This is a genomic window from Pseudomonas sp. PS1(2021), from assembly GCF_020405165.1.
GTDB lineage: Bacteria > Pseudomonadota > Gammaproteobacteria > Pseudomonadales > Pseudomonadaceae > Pseudomonas > Pseudomonas aeruginosa.
On record NZ_CP084484.1, the window covers coordinates 7,229,086 to 7,246,129 of the forward strand.

The window sequence follows — 17,044 nt, forward strand, 5'->3', positions numbered from 1 at the left end:
TACGCCCCATGCTGAAGACCCGTCTCATCCCGGCCGCCGCCGGCGCTTATCAGTATCCGTTGCTGATCAAGAGCCTGATGCTTTCCGGCCGTCGTTACGAAAAGAGTCATGAAATCGTCTACCGCGACCAGGTGCGCTACAGCTACGCCACCTTCAACGAGCGCGTCGCGCGCCTGGCCAACGTACTCAGCGAGGCCGGGGTGAAGGCCGGCGACACGGTGGCGGTGATGGACTGGGACAGCCATCGCTACCTGGAATGCATGTTCGCCATCCCGATGATCGGGGCGGTGCTGCATACCATCAATATCCGCCTCTCCCCGGAACAGATCCTCTACACCATGAACCACGCCGAGGATCGCTTCGTGCTGGTGAACAGCGAGTTCGTCCCGCTCTACCAGGCGGTGGCGGGGCAGCTGGCCACGGTGGAGCGGACCATCCTGCTCACCGACGGCGCGGAGAAGAGCGCCGAACTGCCCGGCCTGGTCGGCGAATACGAGTCGCTGCTGGCCGCGGCCAGCCCGCGCTACGACTTCCCCGATTTCGACGAGAACTCCATCGCCACCACCTTCTACACCACCGGCACCACCGGCAATCCGAAAGGTGTGTATTTCAGCCACCGGCAACTGGTCCTGCACACCCTGGCGATGGCTTCGACCATCGGCAGCCTGGACAGCATCCGCCTGCTCGGTACCAGCGACGTGTACATGCCGATCACCCCGATGTTCCATGTCCACGCCTGGGGCACTCCGTACGTGGCGACCATGCTCGGGGTCAAGCAGGTCTATCCCGGGCGTTACGATCCGGAACTGCTGGTCGAACTGTGGAAGCGCGAGAAGGTCACCTTCTCCCACTGCGTGCCGACCATCCTGCAGATGGTGATGAACGCCAGGGCTGCCCAGGGCGTGGACTTCAAGGGCTGGAAGGTGATCATCGGCGGGAGCGCGCTGAACCGCTCGCTCTACGAGGCGGCCAAGGCGCGCGGCATCCAACTGACCGCCGCCTACGGCATGTCGGAGACCTGTCCGCTGATTTCCTGCGCCTACCTCAACGACGAACTGCTGGCCGGAAGCGAGGACGAGCGCACCACCTACCGGATCAAGGCCGGCGTGCCGGTGCCGCTGGTGGATGCGGCGATCATGGACGAACAGGGCCGCTTCCTCCCGGCCGACGGCGAATCCCAGGGCGAGCTGGTGTTGCGCTCGCCATGGCTGACCCAGGGGTATTTCCGCGAACCCGAGCGCGGCGAGGAGTTGTGGCGCGGCGGCTGGATGCACACCGGCGACGTGGCGACCCTGGACGGCATGGGCTTCATCGAGATCCGCGACCGCATCAAGGACGTGATCAAGACCGGCGGCGAGTGGCTGTCCTCCCTGGAGCTGGAAGACCTGATCAGCCGCCATCCGGCGGTACGCGAAGTGGCGGTGGTCGGGGTGCCCGATCCGCAATGGGGCGAGCGCCCGTTCGCCCTGCTGGTGGTGCGCGAGGGCCAGCAACTGGACGCCCGTGGCCTGAAGGAGCACCTCAAGCCTTTCGTCGAGCAGGGCAACATCAACAAGTGGGCGATCCCCTCGCAGATCGCGGTTGTTACCGATATTCCCAAGACCAGCGTCGGCAAGCTGGACAAGAAGCGCATCCGTATCGAGATCGCCCAGTGGCAGGAAGCCGGCAGCGCCTTCCTGTCGACCGTCTGACGGGGCTTTCCTACACCGCTGAAACGCCCGGAGGCCAAGCAAACGCTTGGTCTCCGCGTTTTCGCGACCGCCCGGTCATTCTCCATCCGCCGCAAAGGCGCGAGCCAGAGTGGTTGCGCCGCGCAAATCACACTTTCGAGGGATCAAGCGGCAGGCAGCGCTAGCTATAGTCCACGCACTCATAACAAAAAACACACATGGAGTAGCGTCGATGACAACCCGTAATCCGTTCTCGCGTCGGGCCCGGTTGCCGTTGGCCGTCAGCCTGGCTTCCTCGCTGGCGGCTCCGGCCTTTGGGGTGACCTTCAACATCGGGGAAATCGAAGGTTCCTTCGATTCGGCGTTGTCGGTCGGGGCCAGTTGGTCGACCGCCAAGCCGAACAAGAACCTGATCGGTGTGAACAACGGCGGCAAGGGACTTTCCCAGACCTCCGACGACAGCCACTTGAACTTCAAGCGTGGGGAAACGTTCTCGAAGGTCTTCAAGGGCATCCATGACCTCGAACTGAAGTACGGCGATACCGGTGTGTTCCTGCGCGGCAAGTACTGGTACGACTTCGAACTGAAGGACGAGCACCGCGAGTTCAAGGACATCGACGACAGCGGCCGCAAGACCCTGGCCAAGTCCTCCGGCGCCGAACTGCTCGACGCCTTCATCTACCACAACTATGCCATCGGCGACCTGCCGGGCAGCGTGCGCCTGGGCAAGCAGGTGGTGAACTGGGGCGAGAGCACCTTCATCCAGAACGGCATCAGCGCCATCAACCCGATCGACGTCACCGCCTTCCGCCGGCCCGGCTCGGAGATCAAGGAAGGCCTGATCCCGGTGAACATGTTCTACCTGTCGCAGAACCTCACCGACAACCTGTCCGCCGAAGGCTTCTACCAGATCGAGTGGGACCAGACGGTGGTCGACAACTGTGGCACCTTCTTCTCCCAGCCGGACGTGGTGGCCGATGGCTGCGACCAGAACCTGGCGGTGCTGACCAACAACAAGGCGTCCATCAACCTGCTCAACAACGTGCTCGCCGGGGCTGGCCTGAGCGTTACCCCGTCGCCCTGGGACGAGGGCATCCTGGTCCGCCGCGGGCCGGACCGCGACGCTCGCGACAGCGGCCAGTACGGCTTCGCCCTGCGCTACTTCGCCGACGAACTGAACACCGAGTTCGGCGCCTACTACATGAACTACCACAGCCGCCTGCCGATCTTCAGCGGCCAGGGCGCCTCGGCCAGCACCATGGCGGCGATCAACGACCTCGCCACCCGCCTCGCCGCGATCAACCCGGCACTGGCCGCCCAGGCCGCGGCGGCGGCCACCGCCGGCAACTCCAGCTACTTCATCGAGTACCCGGAAGATATCCGCATGTTCGGCCTGAGCTTCTCCACCACGTTGCCCAACGGCACCGCGTGGAGCGGCGAAGTCAGCTACCGGCCCAACGCGCCGGTGCAGTTGAACACCACCGACATCCTCTTCGCCGGCCTCGACCCGGTGAGCATCGGCGGCAACCGCCCCTACGACAACGCCTCGGTGCTGAACGGCCAGGCCGGGCAGGACCTGCACGGCTATCGGCGCAAGGAGATCACCCAACTGCAGACCACCCTGACGCACTTCTTCGACCAGGTGATGGGAGCCGAGCGCCTGACCCTGGTGGGCGAGATCGGCTGGACCCACGTCGGCGGCCTGGAAAGCACCTCCAAGGCACGCTACGGGCGTGACCCGGTCTTCGGACCGGGGCCGCTGCCGGGGACCATCTCCGGCCTGGCCAGCTGCCAGGCGCTGAACGTCAGCACGCTGGGCACCGCCGAAGCGAACAACGTCAGCCGCTACTGCGAGAACGATGGCTATACCACCTCGGACGCCTGGGGTTATCGCGCCCGTGCGATCTGGGACTACAACGACGTGTTCATGGGCGTGAACCTCAAGCCCAGCGTGGCCTGGTCGCACGACGTCGATGGCTATTCGCCCGGCCCCGGCGCCAACTTCGAGGAAGGCCGCAAGGCGGTCAGCCTGGGGGTGGACGCGGAGTACCAGAACACCTACACCGCGAGCCTCTCCTACACCAACTTCTTCGACGGCAAGTACACCACCGTGGACGATCGCGACTTCGTCGCGCTCAGCTTCGGCATGAACTTCTGATGTACGCCGGCCCGGTGCGAACCGGGCCGGCGAGCAGGACTTAACGAGGACGACGAGCGAATGAAAACAACGAAGATTCTTCTGCATACCGGTGTACTGGCCCTGAGCCTGCTGGCCACCCAGGTGATGGCGGCGGTATCCGCCGACGAGGCGGCCAAGCTCGGCACCAGCCTGACTCCGTTGGGGGCGGAGAAGGCCGGCAACGCCGACGGCAGCATCCCCGCCTGGGACGGCGGCCTGGCGACCAACGCCGGCAGCGTCGACAGCCGTGGCTTCCTCGCCAACCCCTATGCCAGCGAGCAACCGCTGTTCACCATCACCGCGCAGAACGTCGACCAGTACAAGGACAAGCTGACTCCCGGCCAACTGGCCATGTTCAAGCGCTACCCGGATACCTACAAGATCCCGGTATACAAGACCCACCGCAGCGCCACCGTCCCGGCGGCGGTGCAGGAGGCGGCCAAGCGCAACGCCACCACCACCAAGCTGGTGGAAGGCGGCAACGGCCTGGAGAACTTCGATACCGCCAACCCGTTCCCGATCCCGCAGAACGGCCTGGAGGTGATCTGGAACCACATCACCCGCTATCGCGGCGGCAGCGTCCGGCGCCTGGTGACCCAGGCCACTCCGCAGGTCAACGGCTCCTACCAGCTGGTCTACTTCCAGGATGCCTTCACCTTCCGTACCAACCTGAAGGACTACAACCCGAACAAGCCGAGCAACGTGCTGTTCTACTTCAAGCAGCGGGTCACCGCGCCCTCGCGCCTGGCCGGTAACGTGCTGCTGGTCCACGAGACCCTCAACCAGGTCAAGGAGCCGCGCCTGGCGTGGCTCTACAACGCCGGCCAGCGCCGCGTGCGGCGGGCTCCGCAGGTGTCCTACGACGGTCCCGGCACCGCCGCCGACGGCCTGCGCACCTCGGACAACTTCGACATGTACAACGGTGCGCCGGACCGCTACGACTGGAAGCTGGAAGGCAAGAAGGAAATCTACATTCCCTACAACAGCTACAAGCTCGACGATCCGAAGATCAAGTACAGCGAAATCGTCAAGGCCGGCCACATCAACCAGGACCTGACCCGCTACGAGCTGCACCGCGTCTGGCATGTGGTCGCGACCCTGAAGCCGGGCGAGCGGCACATCTACGCCAAGCGTGACTTCTACATCGACGAGGACACCTGGCAGGCCGCCGAGATCGACCATTACGACGGTCGCGGCACCCTGTGGCGCGTGGCCGAGGCGCATGCCGAGCAGTACTACGACAAGCAGGTGCCCTGGTACGCGGTGGAAACCCTCTACGACCTGCTCTCCGGCCGCTACCTGGCGCTGGGCATGAAGAACGAGGAGAAACAGGCCTACGACTTCAACTACAGCGCTTCGGAAAGCGACTACACCCCGGCGGCGCTGCGTCAGGAAGGGGTACGCTGAGAAACGGCGTTCCTAGCCACGAAGAAACCGGCCTTGTGCCGGTTTCTTCGTTTTCGCGGGCGGCGTGTCGCTCCGGCCGTCAATTCATTACAAAGTGTTTTCCCGCCTCGCCCGCGGATTCCGTCGTCGCCATCCTCCCGGCGGGCACCTGTGTGGCCGGGAAACGTTTGCTGCGCCTGGACCGCGCCGGGAAACCGGTCTTTCCTTGGTTATCGAGCTGAAGCGCCGGTGCGCTATTTCGTCCGAGCCGATGGATAGTGCTTCAAATAGCCATCACTTGTGGTTAGTCTCCGGAGCGTTCACGCCCCATACATAAACCAAGAAACCGGGTGATGACTGACTTCTCGCGTACCTTCTCGGGCACTCCATCCGCCGTCCTGCCGACGGCCAACCGCTTTTTCCGCCCCCCGCTGCCGTCGGCCCATGTGGCGCGCCCGCGTCTTTGCCGTCGACTACGCGACGGACTGGACGGTCGCCTGCTGCTGATCGCCGCGCCCGCCGGATTCGGCAAGAGTTCCCTGGCCATCGAGTTCTGCGAAAGCCTCGACCCGCGCTGGCAGAGCCTCTGGCTGGGACTGAGCAGCCGCGAGAGCGATCCCGGACGTTTCCTCGAACGCCTGCTCGATGGCTTGCGACAGTACCACCCGACCCTGGGCGAAGAGGCCCTTGGCCTGCTGAAGATGCGCCAGCGCCACCAGCCGTTCGCCTTCGAGACCTGGCTCGACGACCTGCTCGACGAACTCGGCCCCTGCCTGGACCCGCAGCGTCCCCTGCTGCTGGTGCTGGACGACTACCACCTGGCCCAGGGCGCGGTGCTCGACCGCTGCCTGCAATTCCTCCTCAACCACCTGCCCGAAGGCCTGGTGCTGCTGGTCACCAGCCGGCAGCGGCCGGACTGGCACCTGGCGCGCCTGCGCCTGTCGCGGCAATTGCTCGAACTCAGCGAACAGGACCTGCGCCTGACCGCCGAGGAGAGCGGGGCGCTGATGGCCGCCAGCGGCCTCGAACTCGACGAGGACGCGCTGGACGCGCTGCTCGAGCGCAGCGAAGGCTGGGTCGCCGGGCTGCGCCTCTGGCTGCTGGCGCGCGGCGATCCAGAGGAGCAGGTCAGTCCCGGGGTACACGGCGCCGACGAGCTGATCCGCGACTACCTGCTGGAGGAGGTGATCGAGCGGCAGCCGCCCGAGGTCCAGGCGTTCCTCGCCCAGACCGCGCGCTTCGAGCGCTTCTGCGCCGAACTCTGCGATACCGTGCGCGAGGCCGGCGACAGCGCGGCGATCCTCGACCACCTGCAGCAGCACCAGGTCTTCCTCGTGCCGCTGGACGAAAACGGCCAGTGGTTCCGCTACCACCACCTGTTCTCCGACCTGCTGCTGGCGCGTCCCTTGCCCGACTTCGGTCCGTCCGCCGGCTCCCTGCACCTGCGCGCCTGCGGCTGGTTCAGCCGCCATGGCCTGCTCGACCAGGCGGTGGAGCAGGCGCTGCGCGCCGGCCAGCCGGACGTGGCGGCGAGCCTGGTGCAGAACCTGTCGGAAGAGCAACTGCTGGCGGAGCAGAACATCGCCACCCTGCTGCGCTGGAAGATGGACCTGCCGGACAGCCTCCTGGCGAGCACGCCGCGCCTGATCCTGCTGTACGGCTGGGCGCTGGCGCTGGCCTGCCAGTTGGATGCCGCGGAAGAACTGGCCGGCCAACTGGCGCGTTTCCTGCCGGCGCCGGACGAGTCCGCGCAGCGCGACCTGCTGGCCCAGTGGCAGGCCCTGAGCGGGGTGATCGCGCGCGGCCGCGGCGATATCGACAAGGCCGAGGCGCACTGCCGCGAGGCCTTGCAGGACCTCGCCGGGGAGCGCTATGGCACCCGCCTGCAATGCCTGTCGACGCTGAGCAACCTGGCGGTGACCCGTGGCGACTTCTGGCAGGCGCGCAACTACAACCGCGACGCCCTGGAGTTCGCCCAGCGCTACGGCAACCCGCTGTTCGAGGCACTGGTCCATTACGACCGCGCCCGCGTCCTCCAGGCGCGCGGCGAGGTGGCGCGCGCCGAGGAGGAGGTGCGCCAGGGCCTGGAACGCCTCCAGCACCTGCCGGCGCAACGCCGCTACGCGGTGCGCGGGCGGCTCCTGCTGTACCGCGGCTACCTGCGCAGCCTGGCGCTGCAGCCGGACGAAGCGCGCAAGTGGATCAAGCAGGGAATCGAGGAAACCCGCAGCTGCCGGGATGTCAGCCTGGTGATCGGCTATTGCGTCCTGGCCAGCCTGGAAGGGCGCCTGGGCAACTACGCGGCGGCGTTCGCCCGGCTTGGCGACGTCGAGCGGTTGATGCATGCCTGGGATATCCCGCCGATCTACTACCTGGCGGCGATCACCCTGATCAAGTGCGAACTCTGGCTGGCCCAGGGCCAGACCGAACTGGCCGGCGTCTGGCTACAGCGCCTGGGCGGCACCTACGGCGGGCAGGCGGCCACGCCGCCGGAATGCAGTCCGCTGCTGCCGCTGCATGTGGAGTTGCTCCAGGCCGGCCTGGAGCGCCGCGAAGGACGCCCGGAGGAAGCCGCCCGGCGCCTGGACCGGCTGGCCCGCTCGACGCGGGAGAACGGCGCGTTGCTGCCGGCTCGCCTGGCCCTCGGCCAACTGGCTGCGCTGCACCTGGAGCAGGGCCGCGAGCGCGAGGCGCTGGCGACCCTGCAACAGGCCATGGAGGGCGCAGTCGGCGGAGCCTTGCTGCCGCTCCACGAATTGCTCGTGCAGCAGCCGGAATGGTTGCGCGAACAGTTGCAGCGCTTCCCTGCCTGTCCCGGCGCCCAGCGCATGCGCGCGCTGTTGCCGGAGCCGCCCGCCGAGCCCGCGGGCAGTGCGGGCGAGGTGCTCAGCGGGCGCGAACTGGCGGTGCTGGAGCTGATCGCCCAGGGGTTGTCCAACCAGGAGATCAGCGAGCGGCTGTTCATCTCGCTGCATACGGTGAAGAGCCACGCCCGCCATATCAACGACAAGCTCGGCGTCGAGCGCCGCACCCAGGCGGTGGCGCGGGCCAAGCACATGGGGTTGTTGCGCTAGGCGCGCCACCCCATGTGCCTGGCGTGCTGGCTCAGGGCTTCCAGCGTCGCAGGAGCAGGGCGTTGCCGACCACGCTGACGCTGGAGAAGGCCATCGCCGCGCCCGCCACCATCGGGTTGAGCAGGCCGAAGGCCGCCAGCGGGATGCCGATCACGTTGTAGATGAAGGCCCAGAACAGGTTCTGGCGGATCTTCGCGTAGGTCCGCCGCGAGATGTCCAGCGCCGCCGGCACCAGGCGCGGGTCGCCGCGCATCAGGGTGATGCCGGCGGCGTGCATGGCCACGTCGGTGCCGCCACCCATGGCGATGCCGACGTCTGCGGCGGCCAGCGCCGGGGCGTCGTTGATGCCGTCGCCGACCATCGCCACCACCCGGCCCCGGCCTTTCAGCTCGGCGACCGTGGCGGCCTTGTCCGCCGGCAGCACTTCCGCGTGTACGTCGTCGATGCCCAGGGCCTTGGCCACCACCGCCGCGCTGCCGCGGTTGTCGCCGGTGATCAGGTGGCTGTGGATATCCCGTTCGCGCAGGGCCTCCACCGCTTCGGCGGCGCCGTCCTTGAGGCTGTCGCCGAAGGCGAACAGGCCGAGCACGCGTTTCTCCGGAGCCAGTTCCAGCAGCCAGGACAGGGTGCGGCCCTCGGCCTCCCAGTCCGCGGCGGCACTCGCCAGCGCGCCGGGCTTGAGTTCCTGCTCGTCGAGCAGGCGGCGGTTGCCCAGGGCCAGCCGGCGACCCTCGACCTCGCCCTGGATGCCGCGACCGCTGAGGGCCTGGCTGGCGTTCACCGGCGGAACCTCCAGGTCGCGCTCGGCGCAGCGCTCGAGCACGGCCTTGGCCAGCGGGTGCTCGCTGCCGCGTTGCAGGGCGCCGGCGAGCCTGAGCAGTTGCTCCTGATCGTCGCCGCCGAGGTGGATGATCTGCGGTCGCCCGGAGGTCAGGGTGCCGGTCTTGTCGAAGGCCACGCTGGTGACCGCATGGGCGACTTCCAGGGACTCGGCGTCCTTGATCAGGATGCCGTGGCGTGCGGCCACGCCGGTGCCGGCCATGATCGCGGTCGGGGTGGCCAGGCCGAGGGCGCAGGGGCAGGCGATCACCAGCACCGCCACGGCGTTCACCAGGGCCTGCTCCAGGCCGACCCCGGCGACCAGCCAGGCGCCGAGGGTGACCAGTGCGATGAGGATCACCACCGGGACGAAGACCTGGCTGACCTTGTCCACCAGCTTCTGGATCGGCGCCTTGGCGGCCTGGGCGTCTTCCACCAGGCGGATGATCTTCGCCAGCACCGTTTCCCCGCCGAGCGCGGTGGTGCGCAGGAGCAGGCGGCCTTCGCCGTTGATCGCGCCGCCGGTGACCTTGTCGCCGGGAGCCTTGGGCACCGGCAGGCTCTCGCCGGTGATCAGCGCCTCGTCGGCGTGGCTGCTGCCGTCGAGCACCTCGCCGTCCACCGGGAAGCGTTCGCCGGGACGCACCACCACCTCGTCGCCGAGGCGCAACTCGGCGATCGCTACCTCTTCCTCGCGACCGTCGCGCAGGCGCACCGCGCGCTCCGGGCGCAACGCCTCGAGGGCGCGGATGGCGCTGGCGGTCTGGCGCTTGGCGCGGCTTTCCAGGTACTTGCCGAGGAGGATCAGGGCGATCACCACGGTCGAGGCTTCGAAGTAGAGGTGCGGCATGTGGCCGGGCGGGGCGGTCAGCCAGAGGTAGACGCTGAGGCCGTAGCCGGCGCTGGTGCCGAGGGCGACCAGCAGGTCCATGTTGCCGGCGCCGGCTTTCACCGCGCGCCAGGCGGAGACATAGAAGCGCGCGCCGATGACGAACTGCACCGGGGTCGCCAGGAGGAACTGCGCCCACGGCGGCAGCATCCAGTGCAGGCCGGCCCATTCCACCAGCATCGGCAGCACCAGCGGCAACGCCAGCAACAGCGCGGCGATCACCCACCAGCGTTCGCGGCGCAGGCGGCGCTCGGCATCGTCCTGGCGTGGTTGCCCCGCGTCGAGCAGGCGGGCCTTGTAGCCGGCCTGTTCCACCGCCTGCAGCAAGGCCTGGCTGTCCACGGCGCCGAGCAGGTCGAGGTGGGCGCGCTCGCTGGCCAGGTTGACGCTGACCTCGCGTACGCCGGGCACCTTCTTCAGCGCCCGCTCGACCCGGCCGACGCAACTGGCGCAGGTCATGCCCTCGATGGACAGTTCCAGGCTGCGCGCCGGAACCTGGTAGCCGGCCTGCTCGACCGCCGCCACCAGGGCCGGCAGGCTGTCCGCCGGGGCCTGTACGCGGGCCTGCTCGCTGGCCAGGTTGACCGAGGCGGCCGCGACCCCGGGCACTTTCTTCAGGGCTCGTTCGACACGGCCGGCGCAGGACGCGCAAGTCATGCCGCTGACCGGCAGATCGAGCTCGGTTAGCGTGGCGCTGTTCATGAGTCCTCCTTGGAGTGGACAGAAGTGGCACCGCAGGCGCCCTGGGAGGCGCCGGTGAGATCTGTCGCCAGGTTCAGCCTTGACATCGTGTCAAGGTCAAGCCCCGGATTCATACAGGAAGGCGGCGCAGGGCGCAGTGGCGGCTTTATGTCGCAGGGGCAGGGGCTGGGGCAGGGGGAATGGCGCTGGAAAACCGTTGCGGCACGGAAAAGCGGAGGGTTTTCACAGGGGTGGGACCGATAACACTAGACCTCGCGAAGGGCTGCGCCAAGGTATTTCGTCGCTTGCGGAAAAAACCTGCTGATGACGAAAAGTACTTTTTACCGTCATATTTTTTGCGGTATTTGTGGAACCGTAGACCGCCGAACCCTGCAGCACAGGTGGCGGCCCCGGCCCTCACCTCTGCTGTCAGGCTCTCCCCACCGGAAGAGAGAAGGCGGCTCGCCCCCCGGCGGAGCGCCGACCCGGCATTCCGTCGCCAGGCCCTTAGCAGAAGGTGATCGCGTATGGATGACCACGGACGTTCCCGCCCCACCCAGCCCACCCTGTACGTCCTCGATACCAATGTCCTGATCCACGATCCGAATGCCCTGTTGAACTTCCAGGAACACCGCGTCGCGATCCCGATGACGGTGCTCGAAGAGCTGGACAAGCTGAAGACCGGAAAGCACACCATCGCCGCCGAGTGCCGCCAGGCCATCCGCCTGATCGACCAGGTACTCGGCGAGGCCACGCCCGAGCAGGTAGAGGGAGGGGTACCGATCCAGCGTGGCAAGAACGGCCCCAGCGGCAGCCTGTCGATCCTCATGAGCAAGCGTGCCGAGCCCATCACCTGGCTGCCGGAGCACCTCAACGACAACAAGATCATCAACCAGTTGGTCGAGCTGAAGAGCCGCCACAGCGGCGTGCGCGTGGTGCTGGTGACCAAGGACATCAACATGCGCCTGAAGGCGCGCGCCTGCGGGGTGGACGCGGAGGACTACCACACCGACCAGTTGATCGACGACGTGGCCCTGCTGTCGCGCGGCTACCATTCCCTCGCCGGCTCTTTCTGGGACCGCGTGAGCAAGGTCGAGACCCGCCAGGACCACGGCCGTACCTGGCATCGTGTGCAGCTCACCGACAACCTGCCGGCGGTGCACATCAACGAGTTCATCGTCGACGAACAGGGCTTCGTCGGCTGGATCAAGGGCATCCAGCAGGACGAGCTGACCATCCTCGACCTGCACCAGGAGCCGCTCCTGCACCAGGAAGCCTGGGGCCTGCGGCCACGCGACGTGTACCAGTCGCTGGCGCTGTACGCGCTGCTCGACCCGGACATCCACCTGGTCAACCTGTCCGGTGCCGCCGGTTCCGGCAAGACCATCCTGGCGCTCGCCGCGGCCATCGAGCAGACCATGGTCAGCAAGCGCTACCGGCGCATCATCGCCACCCGCAGCGTGCAGGGCCTGGACGAGGACATCGGCTTCCTGCCCGGCACCGAGGCGGAAAAGATGGAGCCCTGGCTCGGCGCCATCACCGACAACCTCGAAGCGCTGCACATGGACGACGAATGCACCCATGGCAGCGTCGACTACATCCTCAGCAAGGTGCCGTTGCAGTTCAAGTCGCTGAACTACATCCGCGGGCGCAGCTTCCAGCAGAGCCTGATCCTCATCGACGAATGCCAGAACCTCACGCCGCACCAGATGAAGACCATCATCACCCGCGCCGGCAGCGGTTCGAAGGTGATCTGCCTGGGCAACCTGGCGCAGATCGACACGCCCTACCTGTCCGCCACCAGCTCCGGCCTGACCTACCTCACCGAACGCTTCAAGGACTTCCCCCACGGCGTGCACGTGACCCTGCAAGGGGTGCCGCGCTCGGTGCTGGCGGAGTACGCCGAGGCGCACATGTGAAGTAGCCGGCGGCAATCGCCGGCCGATATCCCGCCCGGTTGAAAAAGCCGGGCGGGATATACATCCTGCCAGGCCCGGTCCGGGGACCGGGCCCGCATCGTTACCCGATCGGGATGAGGCGCCTTGCGCCGGCCTGCCCTACCTCTTTATGTATACAATCATCCCCCTTCCGAACCTCCCCCAGGCATCGCGTCATGCCCTCCAGGGCTTACAATGACTGGCCAGTATCCTCTTCCAGGAGCACCCACGTGCTGACCCATCTCGATTCCCAGGGCCGCGCCAACATGGTCGACGTCACGGAAAAGGCCGTGACCTCCCGTGAAGCCACGGCCGAGGCCGTGGTGCGCATGCGCCCGGAAACCCTGCAACTGATCCAGGACGGCGGCCATCCCAAGGGCGACGTCTTCGCCGTGGCGCGGATCGCCGGCATCCAGGCGGCCAAGCGCACCCACGAACTGATCCCGCTGTGCCATCCGTTGTTGCTCACCAGCGTCAAGCTCGAACTGCAGGCCGAGGCGCCGGACGCCGTGCGCATCCGCGCGCGTTGCCGGCTGGCCGGGCAGACCGGCGTGGAGATGGAGGCGCTCACCGCCGCCAGCGTCGCGGCCCTGACCATCTACGACATGTGCAAGGCGGTGGACCGCGGGATGGTCATCGAGCAGGTCCAGTTGCTGGAGAAGCTCGGCGGCAAGAGCGGCCACTACCGCAAAGAGGAGGAAGGGCAAGCATGATCCGCGTGCAGTATTTCGCCCGTTACCGCGAAGCCCTCGGCATCGACGGCGAGCAGTTGAACTGGGACGCCGGGCTGGCGACCCTCGGCGCCTTGCGCCAGCTCCTGGTGGAGCGCGGCGGGGCCTGGGAGCGTACCCTCGGCGAGCAGAACCTGATGTGTGCGCGCAATCAGGAACTGTGCGGCCTCGACGAGCCGTTGCAGGACGGCGACGAAGTCGCCTTCTTCCCCACCGTCACCGGAGGTTGAACCCATGGCCATCCGCGTCCAGCAGGCCGCTTTCGATCCGGGGCAGGAGCTTAACGCCCTGCATGCGCAGAACGTCGGCATCGGCGCGGTGGTCGGCTTCGTCGGCTACGTGCGCGACTTCAACGACGGTCGCGAGGTCGGCGGGATGTTCCTCGAACATTATCCGGGCATGACCGAGAAGGCCCTCGGCAAGATCGCCGCCGAGGCCGGGCAGCGCTGGCCGCTGCTGCGCCTGGAGATCCTCCACCGCATCGGCCGCCTGGAGCCGGGCGAGCCGATCGTCTTCGTCGGTTGCGCCAGCGCCCACCGGCAGGCGGCGTTCGACGCCTGCAACTTCGTCATGGACTACCTGAAGACCCGCGCGCCGTTCTGGAAGAAGGAAGACACCGCCGAAGGCCCGCGCTGGGTCGAAGGCCGCTGCAGCGACCAGGCCGCCGCGCAGCGCTGGGAGGAGTGACGTCTACCTCCTCGCGCCGCCGGCTTACCTCTTCGGAGGAATAGCCAGCCGGGGGCCCGCGGTTCAGGCTGAGGCATCGCCCGTTCCTAGGACCCCCTTCCATGAGCCACCTGGCCACCTCCACCTTCCAGCCGCTGAACATCGCCATCCTCACCGTCAGCGACACCCGTACCCTGGAAACCGATACTTCCGGCCAGACCCTCGCCGACGCGCTGCTGGCCGCCGGTCATCGCCTGCACCAGCGGAGCCTGAAGACCGATGACATCTACCAGATCCGCGCGGTGGTCTCGGCCTGGATCGCCGACCCCGAGGTACAGGTCGGCCTGATCACCGGCGGCACCGGCTTCACCGCGCGGGACAACACCCCGCAGGCGGTCGGGCCGCTGTTCGAGCGCGATGTCGAGGGCTTCGGCGAACTGTTCCGCCAGGTCTCGCAGCGCGAGATCGGCACTTCCACCATCCAGTCGCGGGCGCTGGCCGGGCTCAGCAACGGTACCCTGGTGTGCTGCCTGCCCGGCTCGCCGGGCGCCTGTCGCACCGCCTGGAACGAGATTCTCCTGGCGCAACTGGACAGCCGCACCCGCCCGTGCAATTTCGTCCCGCACCTGAAGACCCCGCCAGCCGTGGCGCCGGTGGCCGGCTGCGGGTGCCGCTCGTGAGCGCTTGCGCCTGCGATGGCGGCCAACTGCGCCCGCTCGACGAGGCGCTGGCCGAACTGCTGGCGCGCGCGCCGCGCCCGCCAGCCTGCGAGAGCCTGGCCCTGGAGCGGGCGCTGGGACGAGTGCTCGGCGAGGACCTGCTGGCGCCGATGGACCTGCCGCATTGGGACAACAGTGCGATGGACGGCTACGCCTTGTGCTCCGCCGACCTGCCGCGCAGCGGCGGCAGCCTGACGGTCGGCGCGCGGATCGCCGCCGGCGACACCCGCGGCATGAGCCTGCCGCTGGGCCAGGCGGCGCGGATCTTCACCGGCGCGCCGCTGCCGACCGGCGCCGACTGCGTGGTGCCGCAGGAACTCTGCGTGGTCGACGGCGAGCGCGTGCAGTTGCCGCCGGTGAGCGCCGGCCAGCATGTGCGCCGGCGCGGCGAGGAGTTGCGTCGCGGCGCGCCGGTGCTGCGTGCCGGACAGCGCTTGCGCCCGCAGGAGCTCGGCCTGCTGGCGAGTCTCGGCGTCGCCACGGTCTCGGTGCGTCGGCGCTTGCGCATCGGCCTGCTGAGCAGCGGCGACGAATTGCGCGAGCCCGGCCAGACACTGTTGGCCGGGCAGATCTACAACGCCAACCGTTACTGCATCGGCGCCTTGCTGCGCGGCCTCGGCTTCGAGGTGCACGACGAGGAAGTGCTCGCCGACGAACTGGTGGCCAGCCGCGATGCGCTCAGCCTGGCGGCCTCCGAATGGGACGCGCTGGTCACCAGCGGCGGTGTCTCGGTAGGCGAGGAAGACCACCTCAAGCGCGCCATCGCCGAGCTTGGCGAGGTCAACCTGTGGCGCCTGGCGATCCAGCCGGGCAAGCCGTTCGCCTTCGGCTCCGTGGCCGGCAAGCCCTGGCTGGGGCTGCCCGGCAACCCTGCGGCGGCGCTGGTCACCGCATTACTGGTGGCGCGTCCGTTCCTGCTTCGCCAGCAGGGACTGTTCGACGTAGTGCCGCGGCCGCTGGCGTTGCCGGCGGCCTTCGACTGGCCGCAACCGCGGGCGCGTCGCCAGTACCTGCGGGCGCGGCTCGATGAGCGGGGGCGGGTGGAAATCCACCCCCAGCAGGGCTCGGCGATGCTGCTTGCCGCCAGTTGGGCGGACGGGCTGGCGGTGATCGAGCGCGGCGCCACCCTGGGCGTGGGTGATGCGATCGACTTTCTGCCGTTCTCCGCACTGATGGCCTGAGGCCTTCTTGATCCCGGTCAAGCGCCGACCGGGAGCGTCTTTCTAGAGTGTGGCGCCTGTGCCCCGGGGTTGCCCACTGCCGCGGAGCGCGTTTTTCGCCAGAGGAGCAACCCCATGCAACTGGTCTGTCCGGCGGGCAGCCTGCCCGCCTTGAAGTCGGCCCTGCGACAGGGCGCCGATGCCATCTACGTCGGTTTCCGCGACGACACCAACGCCCGCCATTTCGCCGGCCTCAACCTTGACGAACGCCAGTTGCAGGAAGGCCTGCGGCGAGTCCACGAGGCCGGGCGGCAGCTCTACGTAGCGGTCAACACCTATTCCAGCGCGCAGGGCTGGGAGCGCTGGCAGCGCGCGGTGGACCAGGCCGCCGACCTCGGCGTCGATGCGTTGATCGCCGCCGACGTGGCGGTGCTCGGCTATGCCGCGAAGCGTCATCCGCGGCTCAACCTGCATCTGTCGGTGCAGGGCTCGGCAACCAATGCCGCGGCCCTGGCCCTCTATCACGAACGCTACGGCATCCGTCGCGCGGTCCTGCCCCGCGTGCTATCGCTGGCGCAGGTACGCCAGGTGGCGGCCGGTAGCCCGGTGCCGGTGGAGGTGTTCGCCTTCGGCAGCCTGTGCATCATGGCCGAGGGCCGCTGCCACCTGTCCTCCTACGTCACCGGCGAGTCGCCGAACCTCTGCGGCGTCTGTTCGCCGGCCAGGGCGGTGCGCTGGAGCGAGGAACCGGAGGGGTTGACCTCGCGCCTCAACGAAGTGCTCATCGACCGCTACGCCGCCGGCGAGGCGGCCGGCTACCCGACCCTCTGCAAGGGCCGTTTCTTGGTCAATGGCCAGCGCTTCCATGCGCTGGAGGAACCGACCAGCCTGAACACCCTGGACCTGGTCCCGCAACTGGCGGAAATCGGCGTGGCGGCGGTGAAGATCGAAGGCCGCCAGCGCAGCCCGGCCTACGTCGAGCAGGTCACCCGGGTCTGGCGCCAGGCGCTGGACAGCTACGCCAGCGCGCCGGGCGCCTATAGCGTGCAGCCGCAATGGCAGCGCGCGCTGGCCGGACTTTCCGAAGGGCACCAGACCACCCTGGGCGCCTATCACCGTTCCTGGCAGTGAGG

General features: G+C 67.9%; 12 protein-coding genes. 11 read left to right on the forward strand and 1 reads right to left on the reverse strand.

Annotated features, from left to right (window positions below):
• The first annotated feature begins 8 nt into the window (after positions 1 to 8).
• From LE197_RS34260 to LE197_RS34275, 4 genes are all read left to right on the forward strand, one after another.
• Complete coding sequence (locus LE197_RS34260; protein ID WP_003103012.1) at positions 9 to 1,691, forward strand: fatty acid--CoA ligase; 1,683 nt, start codon at positions 9 to 11, stop codon at positions 1,689 to 1,691.
• 211 nt (positions 1,692 to 1,902) lie between these two features.
• A complete protein-coding gene (locus tag LE197_RS34265) occupies positions 1,903 to 3,828 on the forward strand; it encodes a DUF1302 domain-containing protein (RefSeq protein ID WP_003093045.1) in 1,926 nt (641 codons plus the stop codon).
• 60 nt (positions 3,829 to 3,888) lie between these two features.
• Positions 3,889 to 5,256, forward strand: a complete 1,368-nt coding sequence (locus tag LE197_RS34270) for a DUF1329 domain-containing protein (protein WP_003103009.1) — start codon at positions 3,889 to 3,891, stop codon at positions 5,254 to 5,256.
• A 332-nt stretch (positions 5,257 to 5,588) separates the two neighbouring features.
• Entirely contained in the window at positions 5,589 to 8,309 is a 2,721-nt protein-coding gene (locus tag LE197_RS34275) for a helix-turn-helix transcriptional regulator (protein ID WP_009313401.1), read from the forward strand.
• Between the two features lie 31 nt (positions 8,310 to 8,340).
• Here the strand turns inward: LE197_RS34275 and copA1 are convergent, their stop codons facing one another.
• Entirely contained in the window at positions 8,341 to 10,719 is a 2,379-nt protein-coding gene (copA1, locus tag LE197_RS34280; protein WP_003110791.1) for a copper-translocating P-type ATPase CopA1, read from the reverse strand.
• Between the two features lie 506 nt (positions 10,720 to 11,225).
• On the opposite strand from copA1, the gene LE197_RS34285 reads away from it, so the two are divergent.
• The 7 genes from LE197_RS34285 (at position 11,226) to ubiU (ending at position 17,042) form a co-directional block, all read left to right on the forward strand.
• On the forward strand, positions 11,226 to 12,617 hold the full coding sequence (locus LE197_RS34285) for a PhoH family protein (RefSeq protein ID WP_003093038.1): 1,392 nt from the start codon (positions 11,226 to 11,228) through the stop codon (positions 12,615 to 12,617).
• A 248-nt stretch (positions 12,618 to 12,865) separates the two neighbouring features.
• On the forward strand, positions 12,866 to 13,348 hold the full coding sequence (moaC, locus tag LE197_RS34290; RefSeq protein ID WP_003093030.1) for a cyclic pyranopterin monophosphate synthase MoaC: 483 nt from the start codon (positions 12,866 to 12,868) through the stop codon (positions 13,346 to 13,348).
• A complete protein-coding gene (gene moaD / locus LE197_RS34295) occupies positions 13,345 to 13,596 on the forward strand; it encodes a molybdopterin converting factor subunit 1 (protein ID WP_003093027.1) in 252 nt (83 codons plus the stop codon). Before moaC ends, moaD begins: the two co-directional genes overlap by 4 nt.
• Before the next feature lie 4 nt (positions 13,597 to 13,600).
• Complete coding sequence (gene moaE, locus LE197_RS34300; RefSeq protein WP_003093025.1) at positions 13,601 to 14,053, forward strand: molybdopterin synthase catalytic subunit MoaE; 453 nt, start codon at positions 13,601 to 13,603, stop codon at positions 14,051 to 14,053.
• 101 nt (positions 14,054 to 14,154) lie between these two features.
• Positions 14,155 to 14,712, forward strand: a complete 558-nt coding sequence (moaB, locus tag LE197_RS34305) for a molybdenum cofactor biosynthesis protein B (protein WP_003093023.1) — start codon at positions 14,155 to 14,157, stop codon at positions 14,710 to 14,712.
• On the forward strand, positions 14,709 to 15,932 hold the full coding sequence (gene glp, locus LE197_RS34310) for a gephyrin-like molybdotransferase Glp (RefSeq protein ID WP_003114306.1): 1,224 nt from the start codon (positions 14,709 to 14,711) through the stop codon (positions 15,930 to 15,932). The genes moaB and glp overlap by 4 nt, the downstream gene beginning before the upstream one ends.
• A gap of 114 nt (positions 15,933 to 16,046) precedes the next feature.
• Positions 16,047 to 17,042, forward strand: coding sequence for a ubiquinone anaerobic biosynthesis protein UbiU (gene ubiU / locus LE197_RS34315; RefSeq protein ID WP_003093020.1), 996 nt, complete (start codon positions 16,047 to 16,049; stop codon positions 17,040 to 17,042).
• Positions 17,043 to 17,044: the final 2 nt, after the last annotated feature.